Raw genomic sequence first — 19639 nt, forward strand, 5'->3', positions numbered from 1 at the left:
CTTACTTTATTTGTGTGCTTAAAAAATAAATTTAAATCTTTACTAACGTCAATATAGTCCAAATTTACCAGCTTAAAATGCTTTTTAAATCAAATTTTACTCTTATAAACGCCGTCTAAAATTTAAGTGTTATAATTACAGTGAAATAACGATTTTAAGGAGAGGATATGCAATCTCGCATAATCACTGGCGTTTTGATGTTTGTTGCTATTTTGGTAGTTTTTTTTATTGATAATTATATTTTAAATTTTATCTTGCTCGGCGTAGTGCTTTATTTTGCATTTAATGAGTCGCTCAAGCTTTATAATATAGATCACAAACAGCTAGTTTTTGCCGCACTTGCTTTTTACGTGCTTACATATTTTACAAATCCAATTTTCATAGCGATCCTTGCTATCATGCTAGTTGCTTCGATCCTGGCTCACATAAAAAGTGAAAATTTAAAGCTAGTCGCACCTTTTGTATATCCGACCACGCCGATCTTTATGATGTGGATGCTTTACTCAGAGTATGGCGTAGGCTATCTTGTATGGCTTATTTTAAGCGTAGTTGCAAGCGATAGCGGTGCATTTTTTGTTGGCAAAATGTTTGGCAAACATCCATTTAGCCCAAGCTCACCAAATAAAACAATCGAAGGTGCAGCAGGCGGTGTGGCGATAGGTACTGTGATTGGCTGCATTGTTGGAAATTTTGTAACTGAAGGATTTTTCCAAATTTTATTCTCAAGCTTCTTAGTCTGCGTGTTTGCAGTTTGGGGAGATTTGTTTGAGAGTTACTTAAAAAGACTTTGCGGCGTCAAAGATAGTGGTTCGCTCTTCCCAGGACATGGCGGCATGCTTGATAGGATAGATGGCTATTTATTTGGTGTAGTTGCCCTACTTTGGTCGCTCTCGTGGTAATACTTGGCTCAACTGGCTCAATCGGCAAAAACGCCCTTAATCTTTGCGAAAAATTTGGCGTAGAGGTTGAGGCGTTAAGCTGCGCTAAAAATGTAGATTTACTAAATGAGCAAATTTTAAAATTTAAACCAAAATTTATCTGCGTAAGCGATGAAAAGCTAGCTAAAAATGTAAAAAATATAGAAGCTAAAAATATATTTTTTGGCGAAACTGGGCTACTACAAATGCTAGAAATTTCAAGCTCAAAAAAGGTAATAAACGCCCTTGTTGGCTTTGCTGGCCTTGTTCCTAGTTTAAAGACGCAAACTCTTGGCAAAAGGCTTGCCCTTGCAAACAAAGAGAGCCTTGTTGTTGGCGGCAAATTTCTAAAGACTAGAGAAATTTTACCAATAGACAGCGAGCATTTTGGACTTAAATTTCTACTTGAAAATAAAACTGCACCAAAAAGACTCATCATCACAGCAAGTGGCGGTGCTTTTTACAAAAAACCAATCAAATTTCTAAAAGACGCCACGCCAAGTGACGCACTAAAACACCCAAACTGGGATATGGGCGCAAAGATAACGATTGATAGTGCGACGATGGCAAATAAGCTTTTTGAGGTGATGGAAGCTTACTGGCTTTATGAAATCAAAGATATCGAAGCTGTGATAGAGCCAACTTCTGCGATACATGCCGTAGTTGAATTTATAGACGGCTCAAGCACGATGCACCTCTCTCGACCTGATATGAAGCTAGCTATCGCTCATGCTATGTTTGAAAACATCAATGAAAATATCGTTTCACACGCAAATTTACTTGATCTAAAAAATATAAAATTTCATAAAATCAGCCTTAAAAAATATCCCATTTTTTCTCTAAAAGATGAAGTCCTGGCAAACCCTGATCTAGGTGTAGTGATAAATGCTGCAAATGAGATTGGAGTATTTAGCTTTTTAGAGAAAAAATGCCCGTTTTTGGATATCTCAAGGCTCGTTTTAAGCTCTGTTAAAAATTTTAGAGATATCAAAATTTCAAATATTGATGAAATTTTTGAAGCTGATAAAGAAGTTAGAAATTACGCAAAAAGGATGTTAAATGCAAAGGTATGAGGGTTATAAATTTGATCCCAAGCAAAGCTTAATCGGCGTTCAGTTTTTATTTGTCGCCTTTGGTGCACTGGTATTAGTGCCGATACTTACGGGACTAGATGCAAATGTAGCTCTCTTTACGGCTGGTCTTGGTACGCTACTTTTTCAGCTAATCACTAGAAAAAATGTTCCGCCTATTTTTTTAGCAAGCTCGTTTGCCTTCATCGCGCCACTTCAGTACGGTATCGAAAAATGGGGTATAGCAGTGACGATGGGAGGCGTTATATTTGCTGGATTTTTCTACGTTGCTTTAAGCCTTGTGGTTCGATTTGGCGGAGAGAAAATTTTGCATAAAATTTTACCTCCAGTTGTCGTTGGTCCAGTCATCATGACAATAGGCCTTATCCTTGCCCCAAATGCTGTCAAAATGGCAACATCAGCTACTGAAATTTATACTCAAAACGAGGCGATGATCGTCGCTGGCATTTCGCTAGTGGCTACTATTTTGGTAATGATGCTTGGACGCGGCATGTTTAGGCTTATACCTATTTTGCTTGGTATCATCACTGGCTACATCGTAGCTTACTGCTTTGGCATGGTTGATTTTACCCCTATCTTTAATGCACCTTGGTTTAGAATGCCAAATTTCACTACACCAAAATTTGAGTTTGAAGCAATCATTTATATGATACCTATCGCCATCGCTCCAGCAATCGAGCACATAGGCGATATGCTTGCTATATCAAATGTCACAAAAGAAGATTTTCTAAAAAATCCAGGCCTTAAAAATACGCTCCTTGGAGATGGACTTGCCACTTCGCTTGCTTCTTTTTTTGGTGGCCCGCCAAACACTACATACTCAGAGGTCACAGGTGCAGTTAGCCTTACAAAGGCGTATAATCCAGCAATCATGACCTTTGCAGCGATCACTGCCATTGTGCTAGCCTTTGTTGGCAAGCTAGGAGCTGTGCTTTCAACCATACCAGCTCCAGTCATCGGCGGTATCATGTTGCTACTTTTTGGCATCATCGCAAGCGTTGGCATGGAGACACTTATAAAAAATAAAGTCGATCTAGCCGATCCTAGAAATATGATAATCGTGGCCCTCATCTTCATCTTTGCCATAGGTGGCATGGTGCTTGACCTTGGTGCGGTTAAATTTTCAGGTATAGGGCTTGGTGCGGTTACTGGTATAGTTTTAAATTTGCTTTTACCAAAGACAAAGCATTATGAAGGATATTAATGCGTAAATTTTTACTTTTTTTACTAACCTTTACCACTGCTAGTTTAGCCAATACTTTAGACTATGCGCTTATCAAAAAAGGTGAACCAAGCGAAAACACGATGTTGTTAATCGGTGGTATTCAAGGCGATGAGCCGGGTGGTTTTTTGGCAGCCTCTATCGTAACCACCGACTATAACATCACAAAAGGTTCGCTTTGGGTCGTGCCAAATTTAAATTTCCCAAGCATAATTGAGCGAAGTCGTGGCACAAAAGGCGATATGAATAGAAAATTTGCCCATGTCGATAAAAACGATCCAGACTATAACTCAGTAATGAAGATAAAAGATGTCATCACTGATAAAAACGTCACGCTCATCTTAAATTTACACGATGGAAGCGGATATTACAGAGATAAATTTATAAACAAAGACGAAAATCCAGATAAATGGGGCAATACTTGCATAATAGATCAAAGCACGCTTCCTGGCTCAAAATATCCAGAGCTTGAAAACATTGCTTCAAGCGTAAAAGATGTGCTAAACAAGTATCTAATAGATCAAAAACACCAGTATCACATCAAAAACACGCACACCGCAATGGGCGACAAAGAGATGCTAAAAAGCCTAACTTACTATGCTATCACGCAAAATAAATCAGCCTTTGCAAACGAAGCTAGTAAAAATTTAAACGCTGAGCAAAGGACTTATTACCATCTAATCGCTATTGAAGAATATATGAAAAAGGCTGGCATTAGCTTTACTAGGCCGTTTAATCTTGATGTTAAAAGCGTAAAAAAGGCAATCGAAAAAGAGATCAGACTCGAACTTGAAAATTCATACGCGATAAGTCTTAAAAATCTAAAGCCTTTAATAAATTTTGTTCCACTTAAAAAAGGCGAGTTAAATTACAGCTCACCAAATCCGCTAATAGCCGTTATAAAAGAAAATGGTAGCTTCAAAGTGCAGTATGGCAACCGCTTTGTTACTAGATTAAAACCACAATATTTTGAGTTTGCAAAACCACTTGATGAAATTTCACTAATAAGTGACGGTAGCGAGCTTACATTAAAAAGTGGCGATAAATTTAGCGTGAAAAAGAGCTTTAAAATAAAATCACTCAAAAACGTGCGCGTAAATGTCATAGGATATGGCACAAAAAGTATAGATGAGAGCGAGCAAGAAGTGGCTAAAAATAGCCTAAATAAAAGCTACAGCATCGATAAAGACAGCAAAATTTATAGAGTCGAGTTTTATAAAAACGAAGATGGCAAAGAGAAATTTGCTGGCATGATCTTAGCGGAGTTTAGATGATACTTGGCATCGAAAGTAGCTGCGATGATAGCTCGGTCGCACTAATAGATGAACGCACTTTAGAGAAGATTTATTATAAAAAAATTTCTCAAGAAGAGGAGCACGCTATCTTTGGTGGCGTGGTTCCTGAGCTTGCAGCTAGACTTCATACAAAGGCACTACCAGCACTTTTAGAGGATATCTTGCCAAATTTTAAAGATATAAAAGCGATCGCTGTGACAAATGAGCCAGGTCTTAGTGTGAGCCTAATAGGTGGCGTCAGCATGGCAAAAGCGCTAAGCGTGGCTCTTAATATCCCGCTAATTGCCGTAAATCATTTAGTTGGCCACATCTACTCACTATTTTTAGATCGCGAAGCCACCTTTCCGCTTGGCGTCCTGCTAGTTAGTGGCGGGCATACGATGATCTTAGAAGTAAGCGAAAATGGTGAAATCACTGAGCTAGCAAGCACTGGTGATGATAGCTTTGGCGAGAGCTTTGATAAGGTTGCTAAAATGCTTGATCTTGGTTATCCAGGAGGCGCTATTGTGCAGCAAAATGCCCTACTTTGCAAAGATAAAGAGAGGTTTCATTTTACCATTCCACTTCTTCACGATAAACGCCTTGAATATAGTTTTTCAGGGCTTAAAAACCAAGTCAGAGTCGAAATTTCAAAGCTAGAAAGTATCACTCCAAAAGATATCGCTGACATCTGCTACGCCTTTGAAAATACAGCCTGTGAGCACATTTTAAACAAGCTTGAAAAGGTCTTTTGTTTAAGAAATTTTAAGCGTTTTGGCGTAGTTGGCGGTGCAAGTGCAAATCTAAATTTACGAAAAAGACTTGAAACGCTTTGTCAAAAAAACGAGTGCGTGCTTTTGCTAGCTCCAATTGAGTTTTGCTCTGACAATGCCTTAATGATAGCAAGAGCGGGGCATGAGAAGTACCTAAAAGGCGAGTTTGTAAACCATAGCGAGCTAAATATAAACCCAAGAGTTAGCTTTAGAAAGCTTGAGTTAAATTAAACTTTTTAAAAAATATAAAATTTTGCACCTAAATCTTGATAGCTTCGTAAGTAAAAACATAATAAAATCTAAAAAATTTTAAAAAAAGAATCTTTAATGGACGAGTTTTTAAATCACGCTTGGCATTTAAATAAAATTTACGCCAACACTGATGCGAACGTGCCTTTTTACCCAGATCTACTGGCGCTTCTTTTATCTTGTGATGAGAAAAATTTAGATGAGTTTATGGCTCTTGCTGAGTTTAGAACTATCTTAAAAAAGCTAGGCGTTGGACTTGATATCTTTAGCATACAAAGTGCCCAGCTAGCTACGCTAAAAGCACTAAATGAGGCAAAAATTTTAAGTGATGAACTCGTAACCCGCTTACAAAAGCTACGTGATGAAAAGATAATTAGCCATGAAAAATTTGATTTTTTAATAAAATTTATAAGCAAAAACTCAAATCAAAATAAGGCTGAAATTTCTAATGCGAAGCCAAAAGATCATTTTCACAAGAGCTTGGATTTTCTAAACGAGATAAATGAAAAAGCAAGCATGCTTGATGAAGATAAAGAATTTTTACTAGCTTTAAAAAACGCTAAAAAAAGATCAAACGAAACGCTTTTTAACATCGCAGTAAGTGGCGTCATAAACTCTGGCAAATCAACCCTTTTAAATGCGCTTTTAAACAAATCCGTCCTAGGCACTTCAAATGTGCCTGAGACCATAAATTTAACCATCTTAAAGCACGCAACAACTAGCCATGCAAAGGTAAATTTTTATAGCCCAGACGAGCTAGAAAAGCTTGGACTTTCAAGTGAAAATTTACCAGCTAGTAGCGTAGAGATCAGCCTAGATGAGATAAAAAACTATACATCTTCAAGCTCAAAAACGGCAAATCTCGTAAAAAGCGTTGAGCTTTATGATGACTTGGAGCTTTTAAGAGATAATGTCTGCATTATAGACACTCCGGGCATAGATGATGCGATCGTTTTAAGAGAGCAAATAACTACAAATTTTATGAAAGAGTGCGACCTTTTGGCTCATCTCATGAATGCTTCGCAAAGTGCAACGCAAAAAGACGCACTATTTTTGAAAAAATGCCTTGAAAACTCGCACATCGTAAGAGTTGCTATCGTGCTAACTCACGCTGACGAGTTAGACGCAAAGGATATTAATGAAACGCTTAACTACGTAAAAAAGGCGATCGGCGAGCAGATAAATGATATCAAGATAGATTATTTTGCTCTTAGTGCAAAGGCTTATTTTGATGGCGCTTTAAATAGTGGCGTGCCAGAGTTTAAAGAGTATCTTTACGATGTGCTTTTTGGCAAAGACTCTAAAAAATCAGCTCTAATTTTAAGCTCATATCAAAAAGAATTGCAAAATATTTTAAAAACAAAACTCGAAGCCACAAAGGCTGAAATTTTAGAGCTTAAAGCATTTGGTTTAGAGCTTGAAGCCTTGCAAAACGAGCAGGCAAATATCAAAAATTCTCTTAATGAAAATTTCACAAAACTTGAAAGACTTTTAGAAGGCGAGCTAAAAAAACTCGATGATAAAAATGCAAAAGATATCTATAAAATGGGGCTTGAAGCACTACTACAAAATCTAAATGAGAAGCTTAAGAGCGAGATCGCTTACTGCAAAAGTAAAAGAGAAAATTTAAATCTAAAGCGTCTTACACAAATAACAAAAACTACACTTTGTGACGGAGTTGCGGCACTTATGAGAGAGGCCAGAAATGAAACTTTGGTACAGATAAAGTCATGCGAGCAAAATATCGCTTTAAGTTTTGATGGCTTTAAGGTGAGTGAAAATAAAATTTTTAGTATAAATGACTTTTTAAAGCAAATGGGCGTAGAGCTTGATTTTAGCGAGCTTTTAGATGAGCTTGAAGCTAAAATTTTAAGCAAAAATGAGCCAGATGAGGCGCTTTTAAGTTTAAGACAGAATTTACTTAACAATAAAAGTATATCGCAGTTTTGTGAGATACTAGCAGAACATGAAAAAAAGCTGCTAAAAGAGCGAGTAAAGGCTTATGAAATGATCCAAAAAGAGGCTTTAAATCAAAGGCTTTTAGTGCTCAATGAAAGACTTAATGAGCTAAATTTACAAAATCAAAGCTCAATTTCAAAGCTTAAACAAAAAACTTCCTTGCAAGATGAAATTTACTCACTTTTAGAGGATATAAAAAATGTTTAATGAGTTTATAAATGCCTACAAAGCGAGATATTTTAAGGTCTTTACAAATGATTTTAAGGGTGAGCTAGCTAGGCTCGTAAATGATCTAAACGATCCTAGCTTGCATATAAGCGAGCAAATAAAAGAGAGCTTAAATTTACTAATAGACACTCTAAATGAGCCACCACTAATAGCTGTTATCGGTCAATTTTCAAGTGGAAAATCAACATTTTTAAACGCACTTCTTGGTCAAGATATCTTGCCATCAGGACTAACTCCAGTCACCGCAAAGGCTGTGAGGCTAAAATTTGCAAAGATGCCACTTCTAAGCGTGAAATTTATAAATGGTAGCGAAAGCCTGCTAGCAAGTAGCGATCTAGCCGAGCTAAATAAGTTAGGCGAGCAAGTTTCTAGTATGACGCTTTATGCGCCAAGTGAAATTTTAAAAGAGATAAATTTCATCGACACTCCTGGCCTAAACTCGCTAAGAGATGCTGACACAAAAGAGACAAAAAATACACTAAAAAAGGTTAGCGGCGCAATATGGCTAAGCCTTGCAAACAACGCCGCAAAGGCAAGCGAGCTTGAAAGCATTAAAGAAATTTTAAAAGCCAATGATCTAAAAGCGATCTGCCTAATCAACCAAAAAGACAAGCTAAGCGAGGAGGAGCTTGAAAGTTTGCTAAAACACGCTAGGCAAACTTATGGCGAGCTTTTTGAGGATATCATCGCTATCTCATCAAAGCAAGCTCTTCTTGGTATAACAAATAATGACAAAAGTCTACTTGAAGCTTCAAATTTTAACGAAGCTCTAAAGGCTATTAAAGAGTGCTTTTTGGACAAGCGCTTTAAAGAAAATTTCATAAAAGCAAGGGTAAAAAAGATCGTAAAACTCCTAACTAACGAGCAAGAAAAACATCTAGAAATTTATGACAATGCGCAGTTAATTTTAGATGAATTTAGTGGCTCATTAGATGAGAGGCTAGAGGCGATAAAAGAGGAGTTTAAACCAAAGATCGCTTTAAGATATAGTCAAATGAGTGAAGTTATAAAACTTGCTGCCGATGAGGTATTTAAGCTACTTAAGCCTTTTTCAAAGACAAAATTTAACGCTTCAAAGACGCTTTTAAACAAAGAAATTTATAAGCGTGAAAATTTTGAGGTAATAAGTCTTGATAGCGACGAAGTCTTTTCAAGACTTATCTACGAAGATGTGGTTTTTAATAAATTTTTTAAACGCTACAAAAAGGATCTAAAAGAGCTAGAAAATGCAATAACCTCAGCGTTTAATGAGCTTTATAAAAATTTAGAGGATAAATTTTTAATATACAAATCTCGCTATGAAAATTACGCTAGCTTTGATGATCAAGCCTTGGCTTACGAAACAAAATCCATAAATACCTATGCCGGACGGACATATGAAAATTTTTTAAGAGAGTATGAAACGGCTAAATTTAAGGCTATACAAAAGGTCTCTTTGTTTTTTGAAAAGCTTGATATAAAGCTAGCCTCAAACTATGAAAACGCACTCAAACTCGCGGTTTATTTTATAAAACAAAAGATAGAAAAGACGCTAGAATCGCATCTGCAGATGAATACGCCACTTTATATTCCAAGTGCAAAAGACGTCTATGAGCGTATGCTCGATGCGTTTAGCCTTTATGAGTTTGAAGCTTTAATGTGCTCAAATAGCTCGTTTTTAAATAAAATTTTGCTTGATATAAAAAGCGATTTTAATGAAATTTATACTTTAAAAATAGCAATGCTTGATGGCTTAAAAGAAAGAGTTAAAGAGCAAATTTCAAAGATCGAAGAGCTTTGTGAAAATTCATTGCTATTAAGATAAATAAATTTTTTAAAGCTTAGAAGCTATCCATTTAAGGATAGCTTTTATTTTATGCGTGCATTATGCCAATCTTTGGTGCGTCAAATGCTGTCACGCGTTTTGGTACGCCTTTAAATTTCTCGACATTCACAAGGCTTGTGTGAGCGGTGTTGCTCTGGCTCATCTTGCTTGATGGCACGTCTTTTGTGAGTACATTTAAATTTCCGTGCAAGCAAAGGCTCTTTTCACCCGGTTTTTCAGGGTCATACCACGCACCTTCGCTTACTATCACGACGTTTTGTGGCACGTCCTCGGTCACAAAGGCACCGCACAAAATTTCGCCTCTATCGTTAAATACACGCACCACGTCGCCCATCTTTATCCCTCTAGCCTCAGCTGTTTTTGGATTTATAAGCACTGGCTCGCGCTCTGCGATCTCGTTAAAGTTGCGAAGCACGGAGTTGTTTAGCTGTGAGTGAAGCCTAAATTTAGAGTGTGCGCCGCTAATTGCGATAGGATATTTTTTATTTTTTGCGCCCAGCCACTCAAATGGCTCAAGCCACGTCGCATGCGGTGGGCAGTCATCATAGCCAAAGCCAGCGACCGTTTCAGAGTAAATTTCTATCTTGCCAGATGGCGTTTTTAGCGGATTTGCCACTGGATCGTCGCGGAATTTCTTATAGTTTGTAAAGTAGCGTTTTTTCTCATCGATCTTGTCAAATCTAAAATATCCCTTCTCCCAAAATTCCTCAAAACTTGGCATGCTCTCATACCCAAGCTCAGCAGCCTTTTTAACGGCATCTTCATATATTGTCTTGACCCACTCTAGCTCACTTTTACCCTCGCTAAATGCCTCTTCTCTGCCCCACTCTTTTGCAATCAGTCTTGCGATCTCAAAGTCACTTTTACTCTCGCCAAATGGCTTAACTAGTGGCTTCATCGCAAATAAATACTCGCTCGTTGAGTTTGCCATTTCGATGTCAGTTCGCTCGTATTCAAGCGCAGCTGGCAAGACGATGTCGCTAAATTTAGCCGTGCTCGTCCAAAATGGCTCGCAAGTGATGATAGCATTAACGTTTCGCATAGCTTTTACAGCTCTATTTGCGTCAGGATGCCTTGTGAAAGTCGAGCCATTTGCATTAAACATCACTCTAATCTTTGGCAGTTTGTAGCTCTTGCCATTTCTTGTTATCTCCTTGCCTGGGCTTAGAAGCGCGTCTATTAGCCTTGAGTTTGGCATTTCGTAGCCCTTAGTCTTTGGCACCAGCCCGCTATCAATAAATTTTTGAGGCGCCTTCGTCTCAAACGCCGCTAGTTTAGGTGCTATGAAGCTCTCATCAGCATTTTTGTGCATGCCGTCATTTGTGACAAAGCCGCAACCCTCTTTGCCGATGTGGCCAAGCATCGCATTTAGCGTCACAAGCGCCCAATATGCCATCTCACCATGATCTTGTCTTTGAATGGCGTAGCCACTAATTATCACTGAGTCATTTTTGGCTAGATCCTCGCTAAATTTAGCAAGATCCTGCTCGCTCACGCCACAAATTTTGCTTGCCCAAGCTAAATTTTTATTTACCCCGTCAGTTTTGCCAAGCATATACTCTTTAAATTTATCAAAGCCAACTGTGTATTTTTCTATAAATTCTTTGCTGTAAAGTCCCTTTTCATAAAGGTAGTTACACATACCTATCATCATCGCCGTATCGGTGCAAGGCACGACTTCAAGGTATTTTGAGTCAAAGTATTTTGCGCTATCGTTGTGATAAACATCAACGCTATAAATTTTCATCTCGCCGCTCTCGCCTTTTTTTCTGATCTCGTCATAGTATTTATATGAGTTGTGAAGTGGCACGCCAATGGCGATCTTGTTTGAAACGACTGGGTTTGTGCCCCAAAACACGATCGTTTTGGCGTTTTTTAAGATAGCCTCCCACTTTGTTGGCGCTAGCGCAGGATCGACGAAGCCAGTGACGTGAGGCATGATGACAGTCGCTGCGCCGTATGAGTAGCCACCTAGCTCATTTACGTAGCCACCAAGCACGTTAAGTAGCCTTTTTGCAGTCTTTTGGCTGTGGCCTACTTTGCCGAGGCTACCCCACTGATAAACCTGTCCGTAGATCGCTTCAGCGCCGTATTTATCAAAATTTTCTTTTAAAATTTTTGCACTTAGCTTTATAGCCTCGTCCCAGCTCACACGCACAAATTCTTCTTTACCACGAAGCTCTGGTTTTGGGTTGTTTGGATTGGCTAAAAAGCTCTTTCTAACAAATGGATATTTTACTCTGCTCTCGTTTTGGATGTAGTCAATGACTGCGTTATTTAGCTCGTTTGGATAAGCATCACCCTCAAATGGCACGGTCTCAACCACGCGCCCTGCGATAGTTCTTACATAAAATGCGCCAAATTTATTTGCACTTAGTCCGCTTTTCTTGTCAAATAACGCTTGCTCTGCGCTGCCAAGCTCGTTTGCTTGAAGGCTAACCGCGCCTAATGCGCTTAATCTTAAAAAGTCCCGTCTTTTCATTTTCTCTCCGATTTTGGTTAAATTTATTGTTTTTGGTTGGTTTTAGAAATTATAAATTTAGGGTTTTGTATCATTTCATCGTTTAAAGGCCTTGTAATGTAATGCGCAAACTTGCGTCTAAATTGCGCTATTTTAGCCAAAAATTTTTAAAGGATGGGCAGATGATTGGATTTTATGTAAATGTAAAGTTAAAAGCTGAGTGTGAGGCAAAATTTGAAGAAATTTTAAAAGAGATCGTACCAGCTTCAAGAAAAGACAAAGGCTGCATAAGCTACGAGTGCGGCATGGTTGTGGGCGGTAAAAATGAGTACTGTTTTATGGAGATTTGGGAAGATCTTGCAAGCCAAAAAGAGCATATGAAAAGCGCTCATATGGTGAAAAATGCAGCTGCGCTGGAGGCTTGCAAAGAGAGCCAAGAGATAAAAATAGTAAATTTTGTGAGCGTAAAGGAATAATATTTGCTTTAAAAAGGGTAAAATCCACGAAAATGAGCGAAGAAAAGATGCTTGAGATGATAAACGCGACTGCCGATATTATATTTATGGCTGTACTTAGGGGGCGAGTGAGCTTTGAGGCTTGCAAAAAAGATAGAGAATTTATCGACTCTTTAAGAGAAGAGCTACTTGGCAAAAATCCAAATAAATTTAAAATCGCACAAAACTCATACCAAATGATCGCCATTTTTGAAAAATACCGCAATAAAAAATAATTCCACTTAAAATTTAAATCCATTTGCCGATATAGTGTTAAAGGATTTGACATGATAAACGCACTAAATGGATTTAACCAAAGCTTTAGCTATCAAGACGCTTTTAGTAAGCGCCAAGCCACAAACACGAATTTAAACAAAGTAGAAATTCCCGCTGAAACTGCGGACATCAAGCATCTACCGCTCTCTGGCTACTCATCAAATGATAAAATTTCTATCTGGGGCAAGATAAATGGCCTTGATAGCGGAGCGAGCAAAGATGAAATCTCTAGCCTTAAAAATTTCGTTGATAGCACGAAGCTTTGGCGAGCAAGCTACATTCTAACTAGCGAGAAAAACGGCTTTAGCGTAGATGAGTTCATCAAAAATCACAAAATGAATGTAAATAACAAAATAACTAACAATGCTTTTGGTGCTCTTTATCTAAGCCGTGAGGCTACAAATTTGCTAGACTCTGATCTAAGTATCGATGAGTTTAAAGATAAATGGCTGGAATTTACCGCAGAAAGGATACTTGGCGAGCACGCAAATGTAAAAATTTCTTTTAAAGATGGGGCTTTACATTACGAACAAAGCTCGGATAAAAAACGCATAGAATTCTTAGGCCAGCCTATGTTACACCGTGTAAGCTACGCTGATAAAAATAGCAAAGATGAGTTTTTGAAATTTCTAAAAATAAGTTATGAAAAGGGCGAGAGTATCGCTGATGTGCTGCAAAATATCGCTCTTACGCCAGTTAGAGAAAATGGCGATGAAGAGATGGAAGAAGAGAAATTTAAGCCTATGCAAGTTACCAAAAAAAGCGTGACATATACGGATAAAGATATAAAACGTGAGTTTTTTGAGGAATTTATCAGGCGCGAGGTCGAAAATGGAGCGAGCTTTGATGATCTAGTACAAAAGCTAAACAAGCTAAAGCCAAAGGATATTCTCGCTTAGCTTTGGCTTTATGTTTAAATTTATAGGGGTTAGCTTGGCTCTTTAAATTTCTAATTAGGCTTAAATTTATAAAGCTAGCTTGGCTCACTAAATTTCTACTCAGGTTAAATTTAAAAAGCCGGCCAGCTTTGCCCTTAATTTTCTACTTCGGATTATTTATGCTTATCACCATATTTTTATCATCAAGATAGAATTTAGCCACCTCTTTGATGTCGTCATTTGTGATAGCTTTTACCGCGCTTATGTACTCATCAGCCGTGTAAAGTGGCGTGTTAAAAATTTTATTTGAGATGACGAGCTTTTGCCAGAACTCAGGCTTTTCGTAATCTTTTTTTATAGAAATTTCACTTTGCGCTTTAAAATCCTCCAAATGCTTTGGCAATATCGCGCCACTACTCTTGATGTTAGCTATTATCTGCTTTATCTCGGTGATGATCTTGTCCGTGTTTGCAGGATCGCATGTAAAGCTAATTAGTATATCTGAATGCTCAAAAGGATAGCGTGAGAGCTTGGCATTTAGGCTAAAGCCGTATGTTTGGCCCTTATCTTCTCTGATCTTTTCGCGAAGCGCTGTTTTTAAAATTTCACTTAATGCCCTTAGCCTAATCGCTCCTTCAAAGCTATATTTCGCATCGAAATTTACAATATCTACGCTCACGTCACTTCTTTTTGAGGTCTGATACTCTCTTTTAAATGTATGCTGACCCTTGATACTTCGCACGCCATCGTCTTTAAAATTTTCAGCTTCGCCAAGCTTTGGCAAGGTGGCGATATACTTTTTAATAAGTGGTAAAAGCCTCTCTTCGTCGGTGTCGCCGATGATTACAAAAGTATATGAGGCTGCGTTTGTAAATTTATCTTTGATGATCTCTTTTAGCTCATTTAGCTTTAACGCATCGATATCAGCCGTCTCAAGTGGCGCGACACGTTTATTGTTTTCATAAAAAAACTTGCTAAATTCGGTACTAAATTTATATTCAGGCAAATTTTGCTCTTTGCTTAGCTCATCCTTTGCTCTTTGCTTTATCCTCTCAAGCACGTGCGAGTCGGCTCTTGGAGCGTTAAATTCTAAATTTATAACAGCTAGCAGCGAGCTAAGATCGCTTGTGCTTGATGAGCCATAAATGCCCTGTGTGAGCGCTTCTATGCCCTTTTCATAGCTTACGATCTTTCCATTTAGTGCCTTTGAGAGCTCATAGTTATTAAATTTACCAACACCGCTTTCATTTGTGAGCGCAACGGCAAAGCTACCAAGCTTTGGATCAGCCAAATTTGATGTGCCTCCTTTGCTGACGGCTGCAAACAAAACGCTATCTTTTTTAGTGGCTAGTGGCTTAAAGATAACTTGCGAGCCATTTGACATTTTGTAGGTATAAATTCCATTTTTTTCATCAAAGCTTCTTGAGCTTATCTCTTTTGGCTCTAAATTTTCATTGCCTAGGCTCTTGTCGTTGTTGCTAGCAGATAGGTTTGTGTTATAAGTAGGCGCCTTGGCAAAAAGTTTTAAAAACTCATCTTTGCTAAGCTTAAAACCATCTTTGCTAAAAATTCTTACACGCTCATCAGAAATGGCCAAAATTTGCCTAAATCTAGCATTAACGTCATCTAATGTAATCTCGTTTAATAGCTTTAAACTAAGCTCTTTTTCATCTTCGTCGCTTAACACAAAGCCACCATTTTCTATCATATTTAAAATTTGTCCAGCGTAAGCGCTTGATTTTTTAGTCTTTGAGCGTTTAAATTTTGCATCTACATTTGCCGCAAACGCCTTTCTTACATCTTCAAAATCATCTTTATTAAAGCCAAACTCGTTAATGCCTTTTATAACGCCAAGCATATCTTTAAGGCTTGCGTTAAAATCGCCTCCAAGTACGTTTGTTTCAAAACTATAAATTTTCTGCTTTGCTTGAAGTGTTTGAGCTATAAAATCAGTGCTTAAATTTGATGAATTATTTGCATTTTTTTGCTCATAAAGCATATTTATCAGGCTTGCGATAAGTGCATCTTCTAGATTCCTCTTTGCGTCAGCCTCATTTAAAACTGGGCTAAATTTATCAAAATAGCTAAGTCTAATTAGCTCCATTCCAGTTTCATTCGAGTCATAGTTAAGAATATTTAAACCACTTTTAAAGCTGATATTTTTTTCTGGATGAATGTAAGAATTTGTATTTTTTGCTTGGCTAAAGCTTTTTTCGATTAAGCTTTTTATCTCATTTTTATCAAAGTCGCCAACAGCAACAAAGCTCATAAATCTTGGCTGATAAAGCCTCTCGTAAAATTCTTGCATGTGCTTAGCATCTACGCTTTTGATGACGTTCATGTCGCCTATTGGCACTCTTTTTAGATAGATACTGTCCTCAAAAATATCCTTTGTTTGAGCCAAATAAAGCCTATATCCTGGCGTATTTCTCTGACGCTCTTCTTCCATTATGACGCCACGCTCTTTATCAAGCTCCTTAGGATCGATTTTAACGCCATCTATCCAATTTGAAAAGACCTTGAATGTATCTTGTAAATTTTTCTCATTTACATTAATCGTTAAAACATAGCTCGTCTGATCGTAGCTCGTCTGCGCGTTTAGATCGGCTCCAAATTTCACACCAAGGCTCTCAAGCTGTTTAATGAGCTCATTTTTACTAAAATCACGGCTGCCATTAAATGCCATGTGCTCCAAAAAGTGAGCAAGACCTTGCTCGCCATCTTTTTCATCAGTTGAACCAGAATTTATAACAAGATAAAAAATAGCTGTTTTTTGTGGAAATTTATTCTCTTTGATATAGTATTTTAGCCCGTTTTTTAGCTCTCCATTTAACATATCTTTATCGTTTTGAAGCGCAAAAAGACCCATTACTAGGCAAAAAAGCAACAAAATTTTTCTCATTATTTTCCTTTTAAATTTTAATCGATAGACAAAGCAGAATTTAGCATAAGCCTGCAAATTTGCAGGCTAGAAGATTATTTTAGATCGTATTTTTTAAGTAAAGATTCGTAGCTTCCGTCTTTTTTCATATCATCTAAAATTTGATTTATTTTCTCTATTAACGCGCTCTCTTTTCCTTTATCAAAAGCTATTGAAAAGCCCTCGCTACCATCAACTTCTTTGAAAAACGCTTCAAGTTCTGGATTTTTCTTAATAAAGCCATATCCAATAGAGCTATCAAGGATGACTGCGTCAAATTTACCAACTTTTAATCCCATGATGAGTGGCACAGTATCTTCTGAAGGCACTGCTTTTACGCCATTTATAGCATTTGCTGCTAGCTCTTGGACGGTGCCTTGTTGCACGCCAACTCTTTTGCCAGCTAGCTCTTCTTTAGCTTTTAATGCGTCATTGCCTTTTTTCTTTAGATAGAGGTTTTCAGTTAAATAGTATGGCTTTGTAAAGTCAATCGATTTTAATCTATCTGAAGTCGCACTCATCGCACTTATAATGCCATTTATTTTGCCAGCTTTAAGTGCTGGGATAAGGCCATCAAAACTCATATTTATGATCTTATATGAAAAGCCTGCACGCTTTGAAATTTCATCAATTAGCTCGATATCAAAGCCTGTTATTTTGTTATTTTCATCGATATATTCAAATGGCGGATAGTTCGCCGCTGTGCCAAATTTTAGCTCGTTTGCACAAAGAGCAACAAAAGCTGTGAGTAAAAGAGCAAAGATCTTTTTCATAATAGTATCCTTTAAGGTGATTTAGTGGCTTAATTATCAGTATTTCTCTATTAAAAATTGTTTAAATTTGTAATAAAAGAAAAATGCTATAAATAATCGTATAGCAAAGTAGCATATAAATTTTTATAGATAAGTTCTATCCCTTAATTATTTTAAGGGATAGAATAGTAGGAGCTCTAAGAGTAAGTCAAAGATTAAAATTTACTTTTTCTAACTTCGTTTACTATTGCCTTAGCCATGTCGTCAACATCAGATGTTACTTCATTTGCTTTATTGACAATTACTACATTTTCTTTTGTAAGTGTGTCTATTTGAGCAACTGATTGGTTTATCATATTGATTCCCTCACTTTGCTCTTTTATAGATTCACTCATTTCATTGATTGATTGAGCTAGTACATTTGTATTTGCTTCGATCTCTGTTAGAGATTTTTGAGTTCTCTCTGCTAGTTTTCTAACCTCATCTGCAACGACCGCAAAGCCTCTGCCGTGCTCTCCTGCACGTGCCGCCTCGATCGCGGCATTAAGAGCTAGTAAATTTGTTTGATCAGCTATATCTCTAATAATAGTTATGATGTTTTTAATCTCATCACTTTGTCTAATGACATCTGATGTCTTTTGAGATATTGCATTCATTGAGCTTGACATTTGCTCTACTGCGGCAGCAGACTCTTGAAGTGAGCTTGCTTGTACATTTGCGCCTTGAGTTAGTTCTTTCATTGACTGACTTAAAGCCTCAGCCTTTTCTTCTAGCACATGAGCTTGATCTAAATTTGCCCTTAACATCTTGGCTATCTCTTCACCAAGAGCATTTATACCAACCGCCATTTTGCCATCATCTTCAAGCCTTTTAGTAAAGTCTTGTTTTTTAAAGCTTTCTAATAGATTTAACACGTCATCGCCATTTTCCGCAATAGCATGCTTAAGTGCGATTTGTAAGTCTTTGAAAGTTTGTTTTAGCTGGCTAAGTGCAGGATTTGAAGTATCTGCGTTAAGCTGAGCTACGTAGTTACCTTTGCCGATTTGATTTACAAAAGTATTTGCCTCTTTAATGAAATTATTTTGCTCAGATAAATTTGCCTCGATTTGTTTGATATTCTCATTTATCAGTGCACTCATCTGTCCGATCTCGTCGCTACCACTACGATCTAAAAATTCAGCCTTATTAGATTTATAATTTAAGAAGTCAAAAAATCTAACTAAGCCATTTTTAGTCTGATCTATACCAGAGATCAGGTTTTTACCTATTAATGTAGATACTAGCAACATAAGTAAAATACAAATCGCAATCACAATAGAACTTATAATAAGTTCGGTATTTGCATCACCCTTAATACGTCTTGCATCTTTTTGCATATTATCAAGTAGTTTAAGCTCAAGCTCTCTCATCGCATCTATCGTAACACTTATCTTTGAAAACCAGCTTGATGCATCATAAGATGCATCTTCGGTAGTAACTACATTTTTAATAATATTCATAGCATCTATAAAATCTGCCTTTTTTCTAGCGATAGCGTCAAATTCATCGCTAAATTCTTTTGGGTTGTAATCGTCAAAATCCTGCATAAATTTATTTATAACGCTATTTAGTGCAACTACTTTATTGTAGTCCTCTTTGTTTATGCTCTTTTTAGTAAAAACCCCATTTAAAGTAGCACGCAAAATACCAAAAGACTCTTTTATCTCACCAACAATAATGATACGCTTTAGATCATCTACCAAGCTAGGCTCAAGCTTATCGCTATATCCATTTATAGCAATGACCTCTTTTCTTAAAATTTTTGTTATACGGCTAATTAGATCATTGCCACTTTTTTGATCTACATTTGAGCGGATACTATTTATCTCTGAAGCTATTTCATTTTTCTCTTCAAGCTTATCAAGAGCAGCATCTACTTTTTTACGCTGCTCTAATAAATTTTTATTATCCCCTCCTGCTAACACACCTGAGCTAAATCCGCGTTCTTTTTGCATCTCATGGATAAAATTATTTTGATTTATGATTGTATCCACGATTTTCTCACTAAACTCTGCTTTTGAGCGAGTTTTTAAGATACCATTTAGCATGTATGCACTCATGATACCAAGGCCAATAAGACTGACGATAACTATCGCCATAATCTTAGATTTAATACCTAGATTATTCATTTTCTCTCCTTTTAGTTTTTCTTAATATCTGCTTCAAAAATAAAGTCGTATGACTTTAATACTTAAAATTTATCAACCAAAAAATACTTTTGGTTATTTTTATAAAAAATATTGATTAGTCTATTTATGTAAAATTTTAATTTATATTTAGC

The 19639-nt window shown here is 37.1% G+C and carries 13 protein-coding genes and 2 pseudogenes; 10 read left to right on the forward strand and 5 right to left on the reverse strand.

The window, feature by feature from the left end; genetic code table 11:
* The first annotated feature begins 167 nt into the window (after window positions 1-167).
* From CYP51_RS05785 to CYP51_RS05815, 7 genes are all read left to right on the forward strand, one after another.
* Window positions 168-899: a phosphatidate cytidylyltransferase gene (locus CYP51_RS05785; RefSeq protein ID WP_103624731.1), complete on the forward strand. Its 732-nt coding sequence runs from the start codon at window positions 168-170 to the stop codon at window positions 897-899.
* The gene (gene dxr, locus CYP51_RS05790) at window positions 881-1990 is read left to right on the forward strand and encodes a 1-deoxy-D-xylulose-5-phosphate reductoisomerase (RefSeq protein ID WP_103624732.1); all 1110 of its coding nucleotides are present in this window, start codon (window positions 881-883) and stop codon (window positions 1988-1990) included. The genes CYP51_RS05785 and dxr overlap by 19 nt, the downstream gene beginning before the upstream one ends.
* Window positions 1977-3212, forward strand: coding sequence for a uracil-xanthine permease family protein (locus tag CYP51_RS05795; RefSeq protein ID WP_103624733.1), 1236 nt, complete (start codon window positions 1977-1979; stop codon window positions 3210-3212). The genes dxr and CYP51_RS05795 overlap by 14 nt, the downstream gene beginning before the upstream one ends.
* Window positions 3212-4504, forward strand: coding sequence for a M99 family carboxypeptidase catalytic domain-containing protein (locus CYP51_RS05800; RefSeq protein WP_103624734.1), 1293 nt, complete (start codon window positions 3212-3214; stop codon window positions 4502-4504). The genes CYP51_RS05795 and CYP51_RS05800 overlap by 1 nt, the downstream gene beginning before the upstream one ends.
* Window positions 4501-5508 (forward strand): tRNA (adenosine(37)-N6)-threonylcarbamoyltransferase complex transferase subunit TsaD, encoded by a 1008-nt coding sequence (gene tsaD, locus CYP51_RS05805; protein ID WP_103624735.1) that lies wholly within the window; start codon window positions 4501-4503, stop codon window positions 5506-5508. The genes CYP51_RS05800 and tsaD overlap by 4 nt, the downstream gene beginning before the upstream one ends.
* Before the next feature lie 96 nt (window positions 5509-5604).
* Entirely contained in the window at window positions 5605-7692 is a 2088-nt protein-coding gene (locus CYP51_RS05810; protein WP_103624736.1) for a dynamin family protein, read from the forward strand.
* Window positions 7685-9517, forward strand: coding sequence for a dynamin family protein (locus CYP51_RS05815; protein WP_103624737.1), 1833 nt, complete (start codon window positions 7685-7687; stop codon window positions 9515-9517). Before CYP51_RS05810 ends, CYP51_RS05815 begins: the two co-directional genes overlap by 8 nt.
* A gap of 49 nt (window positions 9518-9566) precedes the next feature.
* On the opposite strand, the gene CYP51_RS05820 is transcribed toward CYP51_RS05815, so the two are convergent.
* Window positions 9567-12020: a molybdopterin-dependent oxidoreductase gene (locus CYP51_RS05820; protein WP_103624738.1), complete on the reverse strand. Its 2454-nt coding sequence runs from the start codon at window positions 12018-12020 to the stop codon at window positions 9567-9569.
* 161 nt (window positions 12021-12181) lie between these two features.
* On the opposite strand from CYP51_RS05820, the gene CYP51_RS05825 reads away from it, so the two are divergent.
* From CYP51_RS05825 to CYP51_RS05835, 3 genes are read left to right on the forward strand one after another with little or no spacing between them, the layout of a single operon-like run.
* Window positions 12182-12475 (forward strand): putative quinol monooxygenase, encoded by a 294-nt coding sequence (locus CYP51_RS05825; RefSeq protein ID WP_103624743.1) that lies wholly within the window; start codon window positions 12182-12184, stop codon window positions 12473-12475.
* A 32-nt stretch (window positions 12476-12507) separates the two neighbouring features.
* Complete coding sequence (locus CYP51_RS05830) at window positions 12508-12729, forward strand: hypothetical protein (RefSeq protein WP_021091847.1); 222 nt, start codon at window positions 12508-12510, stop codon at window positions 12727-12729.
* A gap of 51 nt (window positions 12730-12780) precedes the next feature.
* A complete protein-coding gene (locus CYP51_RS05835) occupies window positions 12781-13668 on the forward strand; it encodes a hypothetical protein (RefSeq protein ID WP_103624739.1) in 888 nt (295 codons plus the stop codon).
* 142 nt (window positions 13669-13810) lie between these two features.
* On the opposite strand, the gene CYP51_RS05840 is transcribed toward CYP51_RS05835, so the two are convergent.
* The 4 genes and pseudogenes from CYP51_RS05840 to CYP51_RS10280 all read right to left on the reverse strand — a co-directional run.
* Window positions 13811-16549, reverse strand: a complete 2739-nt coding sequence (locus tag CYP51_RS05840) for a M16 family metallopeptidase (protein ID WP_103624740.1) — start codon at window positions 16547-16549, stop codon at window positions 13811-13813.
* Window positions 16550-16623: 74 nt separating this feature from the next.
* On the reverse strand, window positions 16624-17340 hold the full coding sequence (locus CYP51_RS05845; protein WP_103624741.1) for a transporter substrate-binding domain-containing protein: 717 nt from the start codon (window positions 17338-17340) through the stop codon (window positions 16624-16626).
* Between the two features lie 194 nt (window positions 17341-17534).
* Window positions 17535-18146, reverse strand: a pseudogene (locus CYP51_RS10275) (methyl-accepting chemotaxis protein); the annotation flags it as partial.
* Window positions 18147-18701: 555 nt separating this feature from the next.
* Window positions 18702-19487: pseudogene (locus CYP51_RS10280) on the reverse strand (nitrate- and nitrite sensing domain-containing protein); the annotation flags it as partial.
* Window positions 19488-19639 lie beyond the last annotated feature (152 nt).

Origin of the sequence: Campylobacter concisus, from assembly GCF_002912895.1 — a bacterium.
Classification (GTDB): Bacteria; Campylobacterota; Campylobacteria; order Campylobacterales; family Campylobacteraceae; genus Campylobacter_A; species Campylobacter_A concisus_G.